General features: G+C 72.1%; 11 protein-coding genes and 3 pseudogenes. 11 read left to right on the forward strand and 3 right to left on the reverse strand.

Annotation, left to right across the window (positions count from 1 at the left end; translation table 11 throughout):
• The first annotated feature begins 26 nt into the window (after positions 1-26).
• The 4 genes from ACEXOX_RS04460 to ACEXOX_RS04475 all read left to right on the forward strand — a co-directional run bounded on the left by ACEXOX_RS04460 (position 27) and on the right by ACEXOX_RS04475 (position 3,549).
• Positions 27-824 carry an ABC transporter substrate-binding protein gene (locus tag ACEXOX_RS04460; RefSeq protein WP_406526224.1) on the forward strand — a complete coding sequence of 266 codons (798 nt, stop codon included), beginning with the start codon at positions 27-29 and terminating at the stop codon, positions 822-824.
• Between the two features lie 30 nt (positions 825-854).
• Entirely contained in the window at positions 855-1,640 is a 786-nt protein-coding gene (locus ACEXOX_RS04465; protein ID WP_406519185.1) for an amino acid ABC transporter permease, read from the forward strand.
• Positions 1,637-2,479 carry an amino acid ABC transporter ATP-binding protein gene (locus ACEXOX_RS04470; RefSeq protein WP_406519186.1) on the forward strand — a complete coding sequence of 281 codons (843 nt, stop codon included), beginning with the start codon at positions 1,637-1,639 and terminating at the stop codon, positions 2,477-2,479. The genes ACEXOX_RS04465 and ACEXOX_RS04470 overlap by 4 nt, the downstream gene beginning before the upstream one ends.
• A gap of 104 nt (positions 2,480-2,583) precedes the next feature.
• Positions 2,584-3,549: an acetylxylan esterase gene (locus ACEXOX_RS04475; protein WP_406519187.1), complete on the forward strand. Its 966-nt coding sequence runs from the start codon at positions 2,584-2,586 to the stop codon at positions 3,547-3,549.
• Positions 3,550-3,585: 36 nt separating this feature from the next.
• Here the strand turns inward: ACEXOX_RS04475 and xylA are convergent, their stop codons facing one another.
• Complete coding sequence (xylA, locus tag ACEXOX_RS04480) at positions 3,586-4,749, reverse strand: xylose isomerase (RefSeq protein ID WP_406519188.1); 1,164 nt, start codon at positions 4,747-4,749, stop codon at positions 3,586-3,588.
• A gap of 147 nt (positions 4,750-4,896) precedes the next feature.
• Between xylA and xylB the strand changes: the two are divergent.
• The 4 genes and pseudogenes from xylB to ACEXOX_RS04500 all read left to right on the forward strand — a co-directional run bounded on the left by xylB (position 4,897) and on the right by ACEXOX_RS04500 (position 10,091).
• Positions 4,897-6,359, forward strand: a pseudogene (gene xylB, locus ACEXOX_RS04485) (xylulokinase).
• Positions 6,360-6,466: 107 nt separating this feature from the next.
• A complete protein-coding gene (locus ACEXOX_RS04490) occupies positions 6,467-6,769 on the forward strand; it encodes a hypothetical protein (protein WP_406519189.1) in 303 nt (100 codons plus the stop codon).
• 398 nt (positions 6,770-7,167) lie between these two features.
• The gene (locus ACEXOX_RS04495; protein ID WP_406519190.1) at positions 7,168-8,577 is read left to right on the forward strand and encodes a family 2B encapsulin nanocompartment shell protein; all 1,410 of its coding nucleotides are present in this window, start codon (positions 7,168-7,170) and stop codon (positions 8,575-8,577) included.
• Positions 8,578-8,673: 96 nt separating this feature from the next.
• A pseudogene (locus tag ACEXOX_RS04500) lies at positions 8,674-10,091 on the forward strand (family 2B encapsulin nanocompartment shell protein).
• Between the two features lie 386 nt (positions 10,092-10,477).
• Here the strand turns inward: ACEXOX_RS04500 and ACEXOX_RS04505 are convergent.
• Positions 10,478-11,082: pseudogene (locus tag ACEXOX_RS04505) on the reverse strand (DinB family protein).
• Positions 11,083-11,662: 580 nt separating this feature from the next.
• Here ACEXOX_RS04505 and ACEXOX_RS04510 point away from each other — a divergent pair.
• Positions 11,663-12,205, forward strand: a complete 543-nt coding sequence (locus tag ACEXOX_RS04510) for a hypothetical protein (protein ID WP_406519191.1) — start codon at positions 11,663-11,665, stop codon at positions 12,203-12,205.
• Between the two features lie 319 nt (positions 12,206-12,524).
• Complete coding sequence (locus ACEXOX_RS04515; protein WP_406526225.1) at positions 12,525-13,727, forward strand: phosphodiester glycosidase family protein; 1,203 nt, start codon at positions 12,525-12,527, stop codon at positions 13,725-13,727.
• Positions 13,728-13,760: 33 nt separating this feature from the next.
• On the opposite strand, the gene ACEXOX_RS04520 is transcribed toward ACEXOX_RS04515, so the two are convergent.
• Positions 13,761-13,955, reverse strand: coding sequence for a hypothetical protein (locus ACEXOX_RS04520; protein WP_030023303.1), 195 nt, complete (start codon positions 13,953-13,955; stop codon positions 13,761-13,763).
• A 376-nt stretch (positions 13,956-14,331) separates the two neighbouring features.
• On the opposite strand from ACEXOX_RS04520, the gene ACEXOX_RS04525 reads away from it, so the two are divergent.
• A complete protein-coding gene (locus tag ACEXOX_RS04525) occupies positions 14,332-15,102 on the forward strand; it encodes a YwiC-like family protein (RefSeq protein WP_406519192.1) in 771 nt (256 codons plus the stop codon).
• Positions 15,103-15,132 lie beyond the last annotated feature (30 nt).

Consider the following 15,132-nt stretch of genomic DNA (forward strand, 5'->3'; position numbering starts at 1 on the left):
GAGGACCAGTGTCCGTTCGCTCCTCGATGTCCGCCACGGCCGCCCTCGTCGCGGCCGCCGCCCTCCTCGCCACGGGCTGCACCAGCACCAAGTCGGGCGGGGCGGCCGGCGAGAAGTCGGCCTCTGGCGTCCAGCTCGTCTCCCCCGGCACGCTCAAGACCTGCACCCACCTGCCGTACGCGCCCTTCCAGGTGAAGAAGGAGGGCAAGATCGTCGGGTTCGACGTGGACCTGGTCGATCTGGTCGCCAAGGCGCTGAAGGTGCCGCAGGAGATCGTCAACACGCCCTTCGAAGGCATCGAAACCGGCCAGGACTTCAACATCCGCAAGTGCGACCTGGCCGCGGCGGGCATGACCATCAACGCCAAGCGCGACCAGGTCATGGACTTCTCCGACCCGTACTTCGACGCCACCCAGGCGCTCATCACCAAGAAGGGCGGCGCCTACAAGAAGGTCGAGGACCTCAAGGGGAAGAAACTCGGCTACCAGAAGGCCACCACCGGCGCCGAGTACGCCAAGAAGCACGGCGCGGGCGTCGAGCTGGTCGAGTTCGAGGACCTGGGGCTGCTGCTGACCGCCGTGAAGTCCGGGCAGGTGGACGCGGGCATCAACGACAACGGGGTGCTGTTCGACTACGTCAAGCAGAACCCGGACACGGCGGTGACGGCGGAGTTCGACACCGGTGAGCACTACGGGATCGGCGTGCGCACCGGCAACGACGCGCTGCGCAAGAAGATCAACGAGGTGCTGAAGCAGGCCCGGTCCGACGGCAGTTACGACCGGATCTACAAGAAGTGGTTCGGCACCACGCCCAAGCAGCGCTGATCCCGCGGCCAGCAAGAGGAGCCGACACCGATGCCCCTGTCCCGACGCCGGAGGGCCCGCCTCCTGCGCGGCGGTCAGTACGCCGTGCTGGCCGCCGCCGTGCTCGTCCTCGCCCTGGTCGCCGACTGGGGGACGCTGCGCCACGCGTTCTTCGACGTGGAAGTCGCCAAGGCGCTGTTTCCCGACATCATCACCACCGCGCTGGTCAACACCGTCCTGTACACCCTGCTCGGCTTCGGGTTCGGTCTGGGGCTCGGGCTGGTGCTGGCGCTGATGCGGCTGTCGCGGGTGCCGCCGTACCGCTGGCTCGCCGTCACCTACATCGAGTTCTTCCGCGGGGTGCCGGCGCTGCTGGTGTTCATCGCGCTCGGCTTCGGCGTGCCGCTGGCCTTCGAGGTCGCGCTGGACATGAACATCACGGTGATGCTCTCGCTGGGCCTGGTCGGCGCCGCGTACATGGCGGAGACCATCCGGGCCGGCATCCAGGCCGTGCCCAAGGGGCAGGCCGAGGCGGCGCGTTCGCTGGGGATGTCGTCGGGCCGCGCGATGCGTTCGATCGTCATACCGCAGGCGTTCCGGATCGTCCTGCCGCCGCTGACCAACGAGCTGATCCTGCTCACCAAGGACTCCTCGCTGGTCTATCTGCTCGGTCTGTCGCTCGGTCAGTTCGAGCTGGCGAACTTCGGGCGGGACGCCCTCAACGAGCACAAGAGCCTGACGCCGATCCTCGTGGCCGGCCTGCTCTATCTCGTCATCACCCTCCCCCTGGGCCAGCTGGTCCGGCGGCTGGAGGCCCGTACGGCGAAGGCGAGGTGACGGCGGTGCGCACCGACGGCGAGCCGGCGACGGCAGGACGGGCGATCGAGGTCGAGGGACTGCACAAGTCCTTCGGCGCGCTGGAGGTGCTCAAGGGCATCGACTTCTCCGTGGAGCGGGGCGAGGTGGTGTGCGTCATCGGTCCTTCGGGGTCGGGCAAGTCGACGCTGCTGCGGTGTGTGAATCTGCTGGAGGAGCCGACCGCGGGCCGGGTCACCGTGGCGGGCACCGAGGTCACCGACCCGGATGTGGACATCGACCGGGTCCGGCGCCGGATCGGGATGGTCTTCCAGTCCTTCAACCTCTTCCCGCACCTGACCGTCCGGGAGAATCTGACCATCGCCCAGCGACGGGTGCTGCGTCGCGACCGGGCCGCGGCGCAGCGGGTCGCGCGCGCCAATCTCGCGCGGGTCGGTCTGAGCGACAAGGAGACCGCGTATCCGGCGCAGTTGTCGGGCGGCCAGCAGCAGCGGGTGGCCATCGCCCGCGCGCTGTCCATGGAGCCGGAGCTGATGCTCTTCGACGAGCCGACCTCGGCGCTCGATCCGGAGCTGGTGGGTGATGTGCTGGCGGTGATGCGGTCCCTCGCCCAGGACGGTATGACGATGCTCGTCGTCACCCATGAGATGAGTTTCGCGCGGGAGGTCGCCGACCGGGTGGTGTTCATGGACGGCGGGGTGATCGTCGAGGAGGGGCCACCGGAACGGGTGGTGGCCGATCCGCAGCACGAGCGGACGCGGACGTTCCTGGCCCGGGTGCTCGATCCGGCGGCCGCCGGGCTCAGCGAGGTGTCGGAGGCCGGTGCACCAGGGCCGGAGGAGGAGCGGCCCGCGCCGTGACCGAGCGGGCGGCGGGCGGCGGCTGGTAGGTTGCGCGCCCGGTACCCGGCGAGCGCCGGAGACTGCCGCGGGCCCGCCGTCCACTCCCGACCTGGAGGCACCGCTTGTTCGTCGACCTGCCCCTGGACCAGCTGCGCAGCTACCGTCCGCCGCTGCCCGAACCCGACGGATTCGACGCGTTCTGGCGGCGCACGCTGGACGAGGCCGGTGCGTACGACCTCGACGCGCGCTTCGAGGAGACCGACGCGGGCCTGTCACTGCTGCATACGTACGACGCGGAGTTCTCGGGCTACGACGGACACCGCATCCGGGGCTGGTTCCTGCTGCCCCGGGAGATCAGCGGCCCGCTGCCCTGCGTCGTGCAGTACCTCGGGTACGGAGGCGGCCGGCTGCATCCGCAGGACTGGCTGATGTGGCCGGTGTCGGGCTACGCGACACTGGTCATGGACACCCGGGGACAGAGCGGCCCCAACCGGCCCGGCTCCACCCCAGACCCCGTAGGCTCCCCTCACCCGGGTGTGCCCGGCAAGATGACGCAAGGGCTGCTCGACCCGGACGACTACTACTACCGCCGGGTCTACACCGACGGCGTACGGGCCGTGGCGGCAGCGCGCGGCCACGCGGCGGTGGACGCCGGGCGTGTCGTAGTGGCGGGCGGCAGCCAGGGCGGTGCCATCGCGCTGGCCGTCGCCGGGCTGGTGCCCGGGCTCGCGGGCGCGCTGATCGACGTACCGTTCCTGACGCATGTGCGGCGCGCCGTCGAGATCACCGACGAAGGCCCGTACGGCGAACTCTCCCGCTACTTCGCGGGGGCCCGGACCGAGGTCGACGCCGCCCTCCACACCCTCGACCACTTCGACGGCCTGAACTTCGCGGCCCGCGCGAGTGCCCCCGCGCTCTTCGGGACCGCGCTGCGCGACCCGATCACGCCCGCCTCCACCGGCTTCGCCGCGTACCACCACTACGCGGGCCCCAAGGAGTTGCGGCTGTGGCGGTTCAACGGGCACGAGGGCGGCGGCGGGCATCAGCGGACGGAGGAGATCCGCTTCCTGCGCAAGCTGTTCAGCTGACCGGGCTCTCGTGCGAGCCGTCCCCCTGGGGGCGGGTCAGCGGGCCCGCAGCAGGTGGTCCATGGCCAGCTGGTCGAGTTGTTCGAACGCCATGCCGCGGGTGGCGGCCGCCTCCACGTCGAAGGACTCGTACGCCGTACGGTCCGCGAGGAGACCGGCGAGTCCGTCCTCGGCTGTGGGCCGGGCCAGCTCGTCCACCCGGGAGGCGCGCAGGGCTTCCTGGACGGCCGGGTCGGCGCGGAAGGCCGCGGCGCGCTCCTTGAGAAGCAGGTAGGTGCGCATGCAGCCGGCCGCCGAGGCCCACACCCCGTCCAGATCCTCGGTGCGCGCCGGCTTGAAGTCGAAGTGCCTGGGGCCCTCGTAGCCCGCCGTCTCCAGCAGGTCCACCAGCCAGAAGGCGGCGCGCAGGTCCCCGGCGCCGAAGCGCAGGTCCTGGTCGTACTTGGCGCCGGACTGCCCGTTCAGGTCGATGTGGAAGAGCTTGCCGGCCCACAGGGCCTGGGCGATGCCGTGCGGGACGTTGAGCCCGGCCATCTGCTCGTGCCCGACCTCCGGGTTGACGCCGTACAGCTCGGGCCGCTCCAGCTGCCCGATGAAGGCGAGCGCGTGGCCGACGGTGGGCAGCAGGATGTCGCCCCGCGGCTCGTTGGGCTTGGGCTCGATGGCGAACCGCAGGTCGTAGCCCTGCTCGACGACGTACTGGCCGAGCAGGTCGAATGCCTCCCGCATCCGGTCCAGCGCCGCGCGAACGTCCTTGGCCGCGCCGGACTCCGCGCCCTCACGCCCGCCCCACGCCACGTACGTACGGGCGCCCAGCTCGGCCGCGAGGTCGATGTTGCGCAGGGTCTTGCGCAGGGCGTAGCGCCGGACGTCGCGGTCGTTGGCGGTGAACGCGCCGTCCTTGAAGACGGGATGGGTGAAGAGGTTGGTCGTGGCCATCGGCACGGTCAGGCCGGTGGCGTCCAGTGCCTGGCGGAAACGTTTGACCGCCGCCTCGCGCGCGATGTCGCCGGAGCCGAAGGGGATCAGGTCGTCGTCGTGGAAGGTGATGCCGTACGCGCCCAGTTCCGCCAGCCGGTGGACGGACTCGACGGGGTCGAGCGGGCGGCGGGTGGCGTCCCCGAAGGGGTCGCGGCCCTGCCAGCCGACCGTCCACAGGCCGAAACTGAACTTGTCCTCGGGCACGGGCTGACAGCTCATCGCGACTCCTCGGCCCATTCGTCATGGCGCTTTACACAATAAGGCGGGGCCAAACTAATATGCGGCAGCACGCCGGGGAAGCCCCGGGACGGGCGAGGTATCCGGTGTCCGGCGGGGCGTTCCCCGCGGTGCGAAGAGGAGAGCGCGTTGAGCACACAGGCAGCGGGACCGCTCGTCGTCGGCGTGGACAGCTCCACCCAGTCGGCCAAGGCGCTCGTGGTGGACGCCGCGACCGGCCGGGTCGTGGCCCGCGGCCAGGCTCCGCACGTGGTCACCGGCGGCACGGCCGCCGACGGTTCGGACCTCGGCGGCGCGGGCAAGGAGAGCGACCCCGAACAGTGGTGGCGCGCGCTCGGCGCGGCGCTGGACCAGTGTGGTGACGCCGCGCGGCAGGCGGCGGCCGTGTCCGTCGCCGGCCAGCAGCACGGTCTGGTCACCCTCGACGCGTCGGGGCGGCCGGTGCGGCCAGCCTTGCTGTGGAACGACGTACGGTCGGCGCCTCAGCACCGGCGCCTGCTCGCGGACTACGGCGGGCCGGGGGCGTGGGCGCGGCGGGTGGGGAGCGTGCCGCTGCCGGCGTTCACCGTGACGAAGTGGGCCTGGCTGCGCGAGAACGAACCCGCGGCGGCCGACGCGACGGCCGCGGTGCGGCTGCCGCACGACTACCTCACCGAACGCATCGGCGGCGCGGCGGTCACCGACCGCGGCGACGCCTCCGGTACCGGCTGGTGGTCGCCGGCCGACGAGGCGTACGACGCGGAGATCCTCGGGCACATCGGCCTGGACCCGAAGGCACTGCCGCGGGTCGCTCTGCCGGGTGAGGCGGCGGGCACCGTACAGGACGGCGAACTCCCCTGTCCCACGGCGCGCTGGTCGCCACGGGCACCGGCGACAACATGGCGGCGGCGCTGGGACTCGGGCTGCGCCCCGGGCAGCCCGTACTGAGCCTCGGGACGTCGGGCACGGTCTACGCGGTGTCCACCCGGCGCCCGGACGGCGATCCGACGGGCACGGTCGCCGGGTTCGCCGACGCGCGCGGCGACTGGCTGCCGCTGGCCTGCACCCTGAACTGCACGCTGGCCGTGGACCGGGTCGCGGCCCTGCTCGGGCTGGACCGGGAGCACGTCGAGCCCGGCGGGTCGGCGGTGATGCTGCCCTTCCTCGACGGTGAGCGCACGCCCGACCTGCCGCGGGCGTCCGGGCTGCTGCACGGCCTGCGGCACGACACGACACGCGGTCAGCTGCTCCAAGCGGCGTACGACGGTGCGGTGTTCGCGCTGCTCCAGGCGCTGGACCGGATCGTGGACGAGGACGTACCGGCCGACGCGCCGCTGCTTCTCATCGGCGGCGGAGCCCGCGGGAACGCGTGGCGGGACACCGTGCGCCGCCTCTCGGGGCGGCCGGTGGTGGTGCCGGAGGCCCGCGAGCTGGTCGCCCTGGGCGCGGCGGCGCAGGCGGCGGGGCTGCTGCTGGGCGAGGACCCGGCGGCGGTGGCGCGTCGGTGGGGGACGGCACGCGGCGCCGAGTATCCGGCGGTGCCGTGCGACACGGCGGCGCGGGAGCGGCTGGCGGAGACGCTGGCGGCGGGCGGGCCGCTGCTGGGGGCCTGACCGGGGCATATTCCCGTGGGGCAAGCGGTCGGCGGAAGTCCGCATCCGGGCAGCGGATTCGGACGGCGCCGTACCGCGAGCGCGGATCTTGTGATGGGGTGCCGGGCATGAGCATCTTTGTTCGTGCCCGGTTCGATGTCCGCGACCGTCGGCAGGACGGCACCGAGCGGAGTGCCACCGCTCTGCACGAGGCGGCCGGTCCGGAGCCGTGCGGCCCGACCTATCGCTGGTTCCCCCTCCCCGAGCCCGGGGCCTACCTGGTGCTGGAGGAGTACGCCGGCCCGGCGGCCTCTCCGGCACCCCAGGAGAACGCCGCCGGGCTGCTGACGAGTCTGGGCCGGTGCGCCGACATGGCGTTCGCCGAGATGTACGGGCCGCTCGGGGCCGGCCGGCCGGACGTCGCCGGCTGAGACGGTGTCCGAGGCCCGCTCGGACGCCCCGCACCCGTATCCGTACGTACGTACCCACTGACGAGACTCGGAGACCCGCTGCCCGCGCGGCCGCCGCGCGCCGGTTTCTTTCCGGTCCGGTCCGGTGAATGTTCCGCTCCGTCAGCTCGTCGGCCTTCCGTCGTCACCGTGCCGTCCGCTGCTGCTCCAGCGGAATCACCACGGCACACTTTCCAACGACGGATTCCACTAAACCTGTCCATCTCAATTAATTTTCATGCCACTCTTTTGAGTGATTGCCCACATTAAAACAACACGTCTATGTTCAGTGCGGCGAGCGGCACGGGCCTCGTCGCACGGAACGGCCGTGGCTCCGGCCGCCGTCCGATTGTCAACTTCCCTAGATTGGTGGCGAAGACGTGACGGTTACCGACGAGACCATTCCCGGCCCCGGGGGCGAGACGCAGAATTCCAGTCTGACGACGGGCGCGGCACGCAATCTGGCCACGACCACCAAGACCGTCCCGCAGATGCAGGGCGTCACCTCGCGCTGGCTGCTGCGGCTGCTGCCCTGGGTGCAGGTCTCGGGCGGCACGTACCGCGTCAACCGGCGGCTGACCTACACCGTCGGGGACGGGCGCGTCGACTTCGCCGTCTCCGGCACCGAAGTATCGGTCATCCCCGACGAACTGCGCGAGCTGCCCGCGCTGCGCGACTTCACCGACAGCGAGGTGCTCGGCGCGCTCGGCGAGCGCTTCGTCCAGCACGAGTACGCGCCCGGGGACGTGATCGCCGCGGCGGGCACGCCGGCCGACCGCCTGGTGCTCGTCGCGCACGGCCGGGTCGACCGGATCGGCGCCGGCAAGTACGGCGACGAAACGGTTCTGGGAGCCCTGGCCGGGGGTGACCACCTCGGCGACGAGCTGCTCACCGACACCGCCGCTTCCTGGCAGTACACCTACCGCGCGGTCACCCGGGTCACCGTCATGGCACTGCCCCGGCAGGCCGCGCAGGAGATCACGGACCGCTCCCCGCAACTGCGCGAACACCTCGCGGCAGCCGGGACGGACGCCGCGCCGCCGCGCAACGCCAGTGGCGAGTCGGCCATCGAGGTCGCCTCCGGCCACCACGGCGAACCACGCGTGCCCGGCACCTTCGCCGACTACGAACTCACGCCGCGCGAGTACGAACTGAGCGTCGCACAAACCGTGCTGCGGGCCCACACACGCGTCGGCGACCTGTACAGCGACCCGATGAACCAGGTCGAGGAACAGCTGCGGCTGACCATCCAGGCGCTGCGCGAGCGCCAGGAGCACGAGATGGTCAACAACCGCGAGTTCGGCCTGCTGCACAACGCCGACCTCACCCAGCGCGTCCGTACCCGCAGCGGCCCGCCCACCCCCGACGACCTGGACGAACTGCTCGCGACGGTCTGGAAGGACCCGGCCTTCCTGCTCGCCCACCCCAAGGCCATCTCCGCCTTCGGCCGGCAGTGCAGCGCCCGCGGCCTGTACCCGACGGCGGTCGACTTCATGGGGCACTCGCTGCCCTCCTGGCGCGGCGTGCCCATCTTCCCCTGCAACAAGATCCCGGTCTCCGCCGACGGCACCAGCTCCTTTCTGGTGATGCGCACCGGCGAGGAGAAGCAGGGGGTCGTCGGCCTGCACCAGACGGGAATTCCCGACGAATACGAGCCGGGCCTCTCGGTCCGCTTCATGGGCGTCAGCGACCAGGCGATCGCCAACTACCTGGTGAGCGCCTACTACTCCGCCGCGATTCTCGTACCGGACGCACTGGGAATTCTGGAAGACGTGCAGACCGGCCGATGAGCCACCGCATTCCAGCCATGGCAAACCATTGAAGAACCGTTTGCCGAGAAATGACGCACGACGCGGAACGACCGACAGGAACAGGTGAATCCCCCCATGACCACACCGGCGGACCCGACGTCCGGCCCCGGCGCCGTCCCGGGCACCGACCAGGCGCGCACGAGCCTGGCGACAGCCGCGGCACGCAATCTGGCCACCACGACCAAGACCGTGCCGCAGATGCAGGGGATCTCCTCCCGCTGGCTGCTGCGCGTGCTGCCCTGGACCCAGGTCTCCGGCGGTACGTACCGCGTCAACCGGCGCCTGACCCACACCCTCGGGGACGGCCGGATCGAGTTCACCAGCACCGGTTCCGAGGTCCGGGTCATCCCCGCGGAGCTGCGGGAACTGCCGCCGCTGCGCGACTTCGACGACCCGTCGGCGCTGGAGGCGCTGGCCGGCCGGTTCGTCCAGGAGGAGTACGCGCCCGGTGACGTCCTGGTCGAGCGGGGCACGCCGGCCGACCGGGTCGTCCTGATCGCGCACGGCAAGCTCAACCGGATCGGCGCCGGAAAGTACGGTGACGAAACGGTCCTGGGCGTGCTCGCGGACGGCGACCACCTGGGCGAGGCGGCGCTGCTGTCGCCGGACGCAACCTGGGAGCACTCCGTACGGGCCGTGACGCGGGTGACCGTACTGACGCTGCCCCGTGCCGAGTACGAACAGCTCGCGGACCGCTCCCCGCGCTGCGCGAACACCTGGAGCGCTTCCGCACGGCCCAGGTGCCGCCGCAGAACAAGCACGGCGAGGCGGCCATCGACGTCACCTCCGGCCATGTGGGCGAGCCCGCGCTGCCGGGCACCTTCGTCGACTACGAGCTGGCGCCGCGGGAGTACGAACTGAGCGTCGCGCAGACCGTGCTGAAGATCCACACCCGGGTCGCCGACCTCTACAACGACCCCATGAACCAGCTGGACCAGCAGCTGCGGCTGACCATCGAGGCGCTGCGCGAGCGCCAGGAGCACGAGATGGTCAACAACCGCGAGTTCGGCCTGCTGCACAACGCCGACCTCACCCAGCGCATCCACACCCACAGCGGCCCGCCCACCCCCGACGACCTCGACGAGCTGATCTCGCGGCGCCGCAAGACCCAGTACCTCCTCGCCCATCCGCGCACCATCGCGGCGATCGGCCGGGAGTGGAACGCCCGCGGCATCTACCCGACCGGCGCGGAGATCGGCGGCACGGCCGTCCGGGCCTGGCGCGGTATCCCGCTGCTGCCGTGCAACAAGATCCCGGTCAACCCCGACCAGACCAGCTCGGTCATCGCCATGCGGGTCGGCGAGGAGAACCAGGGCGTGGTGGGGCTGCACCAGACGGGCATCCCCGACGAGTACCAGCCGGGCCTGTCGGTCCGTTTCATGGGCATCAACGAACAGGCGGTCATCAACTACCTGGTCAGCGCCTACTATTCGGCGGCCGTACTGGTGCCGGACGCGCTGGGCGTGCTGGAGGACGTGGAGATCGGTCACTAGGCCGCGCCTCCGGCCGGCGCCAGGCCGCACCTCCAACACGCCCGGCGCCGAGCCGCACCTCCAACACGCCCGGCGCCGAGCCGCGCCTCCGCCCCGCCCGGCGCCGGGCCACGCCTCCGTCCGGCCGGACCGCAGCTCCGGCCGGACACCGCCCGCCGCTCCCGCCCGCAGGGCGCCGGAGCGGCGGGCGGAGTGCGTTCCCCTCCGGCCGGCCACCGGGGCCCTGCGCCCGCCGCGCGCCCCGGACGCGCCCGAACTGGACGAGGAGGACGTAGGCGTGGGCCGGCCGCCCGCATCGGGTGTCGCGGGCACATCAGGTGGCCGGGGTGCCCGGACATCGCAAGCGCCGGCAGGGGAGCTGATGTCAGGCTGCCCGGTACGTCCGACTAGGCCTTGGTGGGGGCGGCCGTCCTGGCGGCGGCCCGCTCGATCTTCGCGCAGTAGGCCGCACGGGCTTCCTCGTCGATCCGCTTCTCGTGTTCGGCGCGCAACCCGGTGCGGCCGTCGAGGCCCTCGCGCAGGACATCGGCGTGCCCGGCATGCCGGATGGACTCGCCGAGGACATGAACCATGACGGCGAACAGGTTCGTGCGGGCATGCGGCTCCGGCCACCACGGCACGCAGCCGGGGGCGTCGAGGGAAGCGCGTTGACCGTCGCGTCCGAGTGTTCCCACGTGCGCCGGTAGAACCCGGTGATCTGATCGCGGGTCTCGTCCTCGGCCGCCCACAGATCGCTGCCGTCGGAGTCCTGCCACCGGGGCAGCGGTTCCGGGGAAGGGCGGCCGAAGACCTCGCCGAAGTACCTGGCCTCGACGGTGGCCACGTGTTTGACCAGGCCCAGGAGGTTGGTCCCGGTCACTGTCAAAGGCCGGCGGGCGTCGTACTCGGACAAGCCGTCGAGTTTCCAGAGCAGTGCCTCGCGGTCCCGCCGCAGTCTCCCGTGCAGGTTGTCCTTCGCGAACTCATCGATCATGCGGCGTGAGCCTGTCATGGGCTGCTCGTGGTCTCAAGATCCCGTACCGATGTTCCCCGAGGCGGGCTCCGCGGCGCGTGGGCCGGGCCGGGAACCATGCCGTACGGCGGGCCGTTGACCGTGTGCCGGCAGTGACTGGGGGGCCTGTGGGGCGCTGAGCCGCGTCTTCCGCCCTCCCCGGGCGGCTGCTTCACGCCAGGCCGGGCGGCGTCGGGCGCGTACCGGTACGCGGACACGGCCTGGCCGGAATCGGCATGCGGCAGCCGCTCGCCGCCGCTGTGGTCCGTGGGCCCCGGGAGGCCGGCGCAGCCGACGGGCCGTCGCGCGCCGCCGCACGCGTCCTTCCTACCGCTGCGTCTCCGCCCGGCCGGGCCCGCCGGCCCCTCTCCGTGCGCCGCCCGACGGGCCTCGCCGGAGCGCTCGCCGCCCCCGCGACGACCGTACGGAACCGGGCGCCGCCCGGTATCCCAATCCGGCCGCTTCGCGCGATTCCGGCCGCGAGGAGGTCATTTGCGGGGTGGCCCGTCCTTTTCGGTCGAAAGAACGGGTTCTCCCGGAACCGCCCCGAAGAGCGGATCACGCCTTACGCTCCCTGGTCATGCGCAGAACAATGAGCAGCTTCAGCAGGGCCGGTTTCGCCGCCCTCCTCGCCCTCGTCGTCTCCGTCCTCGGCCTGGCCGGCGCCTCCCCGGCGTCCGCCGCCGACACCCCGGCGCTCGCCTTCACCGTGGACAAGGCGCAGGCCACCCCGGGCTCGGACGTCACCGTGACCATGACGTTCACCAACACCGGCACCGCCGACGTGCGGTTCGTGTGGCAGTCGTTCCAGCCCACGTGGGAGACCTCTTCCGCGAGCGGCCTGAAGTACACCTGGAAGACCTGTACCGCCGACCCCGGCGTGACCTGCACCGCCGGTCAGGGCGCCTCGTACGCCGTGCCGATCGCCCCCGGCGCCACCCGTACGGTCACCATGACCTACACCATCGGCGCCGACTCCTCCTGCGGCTACCCGGACGTCGCCTTCTACTCGTACGTCTACACCGAGTTCGCCGGTGGCCAGCCCGCCAAGGACGGCACCTACTTCACCCCCGCCACCCGCGTGATCTGCCCGACCACTCCCCCGGCGGGCGCGCAGGCCTGACCCGGCCGCACCGTCCGCGCGTTCCGCGCGGCAGGACCGCCTTCCCCCGCCGGCACCGCACCGGCGCGGCCCCCGCACGCGTTTCCGTCCCCTTCCGTCCCCCTCAGCTTTCCGCTCCGCCGGTCCAGGGCCGTGGCCACGCCCCTGGCGCGGCGGAGCGGTTCCGGTGCCCGGGGGACGAAAGCGACACGACGGCCGTACGGCGGTTGTACGGTTTTCCGACACCTCCGGGCCATAGTGGGCTGCTCGTACCCGTGAGACCGTTACCGCGACGTCTGGGGGGAGCGTGAAGAATCGATTCGTTCGTGCTCGGGCGGTGCTGACGGCGCTCACGGCCTGGGGCGTTCTGGCCGGGAGCGGAGTGGCCTCCGGGGCCACCGCTCAGGACAGCACCTCACAGCCGGGGCGCGCGGTCCGCGTCGCGCCGGGAGTGACGTACCGCGCCTTCGACATCCCCGTGGGGCGCGGCATCGCGCACGGCCACCTTCTGACGGTGGATCTGACCGACCGGCGTGTCGCGGTGGACCTGCTGTACCCCGGCGCGGTCGGCGCGCGGGCCCCGGTCTCCCGGCTGGCCGACGCGAAGGCCGCGGTGGCCGCCGTCAACGCGGACTTCTTCAACATCAGCGAGACCCAGCACCCCGGTGTGGAGGCGACCGGCGCCCCCGTGGGCCCGGCCATCGCCTCCGGGCGGCATCTGAAAGCGGCGGTGCCCGACGGCCAGCGCTTCGGCCCCGCCCTGCCCCCGGGGACGAACAACAAGGACGTCATCGGGGTGGGATTCGACCGCCGCGCGCGACTGGACCGGCTGTCCCTGCGCGGCGCCGTCCTGACGTCGGCGGGCGCGCTCCCCCTGAAGGGCCTGAACCAGTACGCGCTGCCGGTGAACGGCATCGGCGCGTTCACGTCCCGGTGGGGCACCACCTCGCGCGTCCGGGCGACCTGCGGCACGGACACCGACCGGGCCGCGCCGTGCAGTACGGAGACGTACGAGGTCACGGTCCGGCAGGGCCGGGTGACGCAAGCCGCGCAGGTGCCCGGCCGGGGCGGCATCCCCCGTGGGACGACGACGCTGGTCGGCCGGGAGGAGGGCGCCCGGCAGCTGCGCGAACTGCACGTCGGCGACCGGGTCCGGGTCGGCCACGCCCTGACCGGGCGACGGCCCGCACCGCTGCGCTTCGCCGTCGGCGGCTTCCCGATCGTCCGCGACGACGAGCCGCTGGCCGGTCTGGACACCGTCACCCCGGCCGTACGGACCGCCGCCGGCGTCGGCGCGGGCGGGCACCGGCTGTTGCTGCTGGCCCTGGACGGCGCGCCGGGACGGGCGGGGGCGACGGTACGCGAACTGGCCGGCCTGATGGACCGGCTGGGCGCCCGGGACGCGGTCAACCTGGACGGCGGCGGCTCCTCCACGCTCGTCACGCGCGAGCCGGGCAGCCCCGGTTCGATCGTGCGCAACCACCCGTCGGCGGGCGCGGAACGGCCGGTCCCGAACGCCGTCGGCGTGTTCGCGCGGGGGTGAGAGCCGGCGACTGCGGGCCGCACGCCGGCGCGCTCAGGGGCGGACGCTGCTCACCACGTCCGCCGCGCCGGACAGCCCGTTCTGGATGTCGGGCGCCAGATTGCTGCCCGCCAGATAGAAACCGAGCAGCATACAGACGAGGGCATGCGTGAATTTCAGTCGTCCGCTGCGAAGGAAGACGACGGTCAGCACGACGAGCAGCACGACGACCGAGATCGAGACAGCCACGACAGAACCTCCTCACCCCGCCGCCCGAACGGACGACAACGGCCGCCAGTGTGGCCCATTCCGCCCCTTTTCCCCTGTCTTCGCGGGTGCGCCATACAGGTGATCACTACGGGTCACCGGCGGACGCACGCGCGACCGGCCGCAATTACCGGCCCGGGCCGGGCGGGAAAGCCGGGTGGGAGAGCCGGGCCGAAAGTCAGGGGGAAGCCGGAGAAGTCGGGCAGGGCGCCGGGGGGAAAGGCGGGGGATGTCGGGGAGGGGGCGTACGGAAAGGGACCGGAGGGAGCGCACGGAAAGAAAGGCACCCGCCACGCGGGACCTAGGTCCCGGACCTTCGGCCGCCCGAACCGGCTTGCGCAGCACCTATATTCGTGGGATGAGCACTTCGCCCGGGCGGCGCGCCCTCCGCCGCTGGATACCGAACCAGCACGGCGCCTGGGCCATGCTGGTCGTGCCCCTTCTGGCGGGGGCGCTGCTGGGCGGATTCGACGGGTGGCACGCCGTCCTGCTGCCCGCGTGGCTGCTGGCCTATTGCGCGGCATTCCACGCCCAGCAATACGTCCGGCTGCGCCGCGTCTCCCGCAATCCGCGGGCGCCGCGCCGTCATCTCGCTCCGCTCACCGGATTCGGCGCGGCATTCGCCGTATGCGCCGTACCGCTCGCGGTGGCGCGTCCCCGGCTGCTGATCGCGGCCTTGTGTGCGGCGCCGTTCTTCGCCGTGAACATCGGCTACGCGTACCGCAACAAGGAACGCGCCACGGTCAACGGAATCACGGCCGTGGTGCCCGCCTGCGGAATGCTGCTCGTCTCGTACCGGCTGGGCAGCGGCACCGTCGATTCCGGTGCCTGGCGGGCCGCCGCGGCCTGTCTGCTGTATTTCACCGGAACCGTGCTGTACGTGAAGACGATGATCCGCGAGCGCGGGAGCGGGACCTTCCGGGTGGCGTCGGCCGTTTATCACGGACTCGCGGTGGTGGCCGCCGTCTCGCTGGACCCGTGGCTGGCGGTGCCCTTCGTCCTGTACTTCGTACGGGCGATGGCGCTACCCACGCGCCGGGTGCCGGTGGCGGTGGTCGGCGCCGTGGAGGTGCTGTGCTCGGTGCTGCTGTTGGCCTTCCTCGTGTGCGGGCGGCTGTTCACCGGCTGAGGGCGCACGGCCGGAATTCCCCGCCGAGTC

Origin of the sequence: Streptomyces sp. Ac-502 (assembly GCF_045222935.1) — a bacterium.
Taxonomy (GTDB): Bacteria; Actinomycetota; Actinomycetes; order Streptomycetales; family Streptomycetaceae; genus Streptomyces; species Streptomyces monomycini.

Bases quoted from the DNA above. Each gene is read 5' to 3' on its own strand.
- ACEXOX_RS04510 (WP_406519191.1), top strand. From the start codon at position 11,663: ATGCGCAGAACAATGAGCAGCTTCAGCAGGGCCGGTTTCGCCGCCCTC.
- xylA (WP_406519188.1), bottom strand. From the start codon at position 4,749: ATGAGCTGTCAGCCCGTGCCCGAGGACAAGTTCAGTTTCGGCCTGTGG.
- ACEXOX_RS04525 (WP_406519192.1), top strand. From the start codon at position 14,332: ATGAGCACTTCGCCCGGGCGGCGCGCCCTCCGCCGCTGGATACCGAAC.
- ACEXOX_RS04460 (WP_406526224.1), top strand. From the start codon at position 27: ATGTCCGCCACGGCCGCCCTCGTCGCGGCCGCCGCCCTCCTCGCCACG.
- ACEXOX_RS04490 (WP_406519189.1), top strand. From the start codon at position 6,467: ATGAGCATCTTTGTTCGTGCCCGGTTCGATGTCCGCGACCGTCGGCAG.
- ACEXOX_RS04465 (WP_406519185.1), top strand. From the start codon at position 855: ATGCCCCTGTCCCGACGCCGGAGGGCCCGCCTCCTGCGCGGCGGTCAG.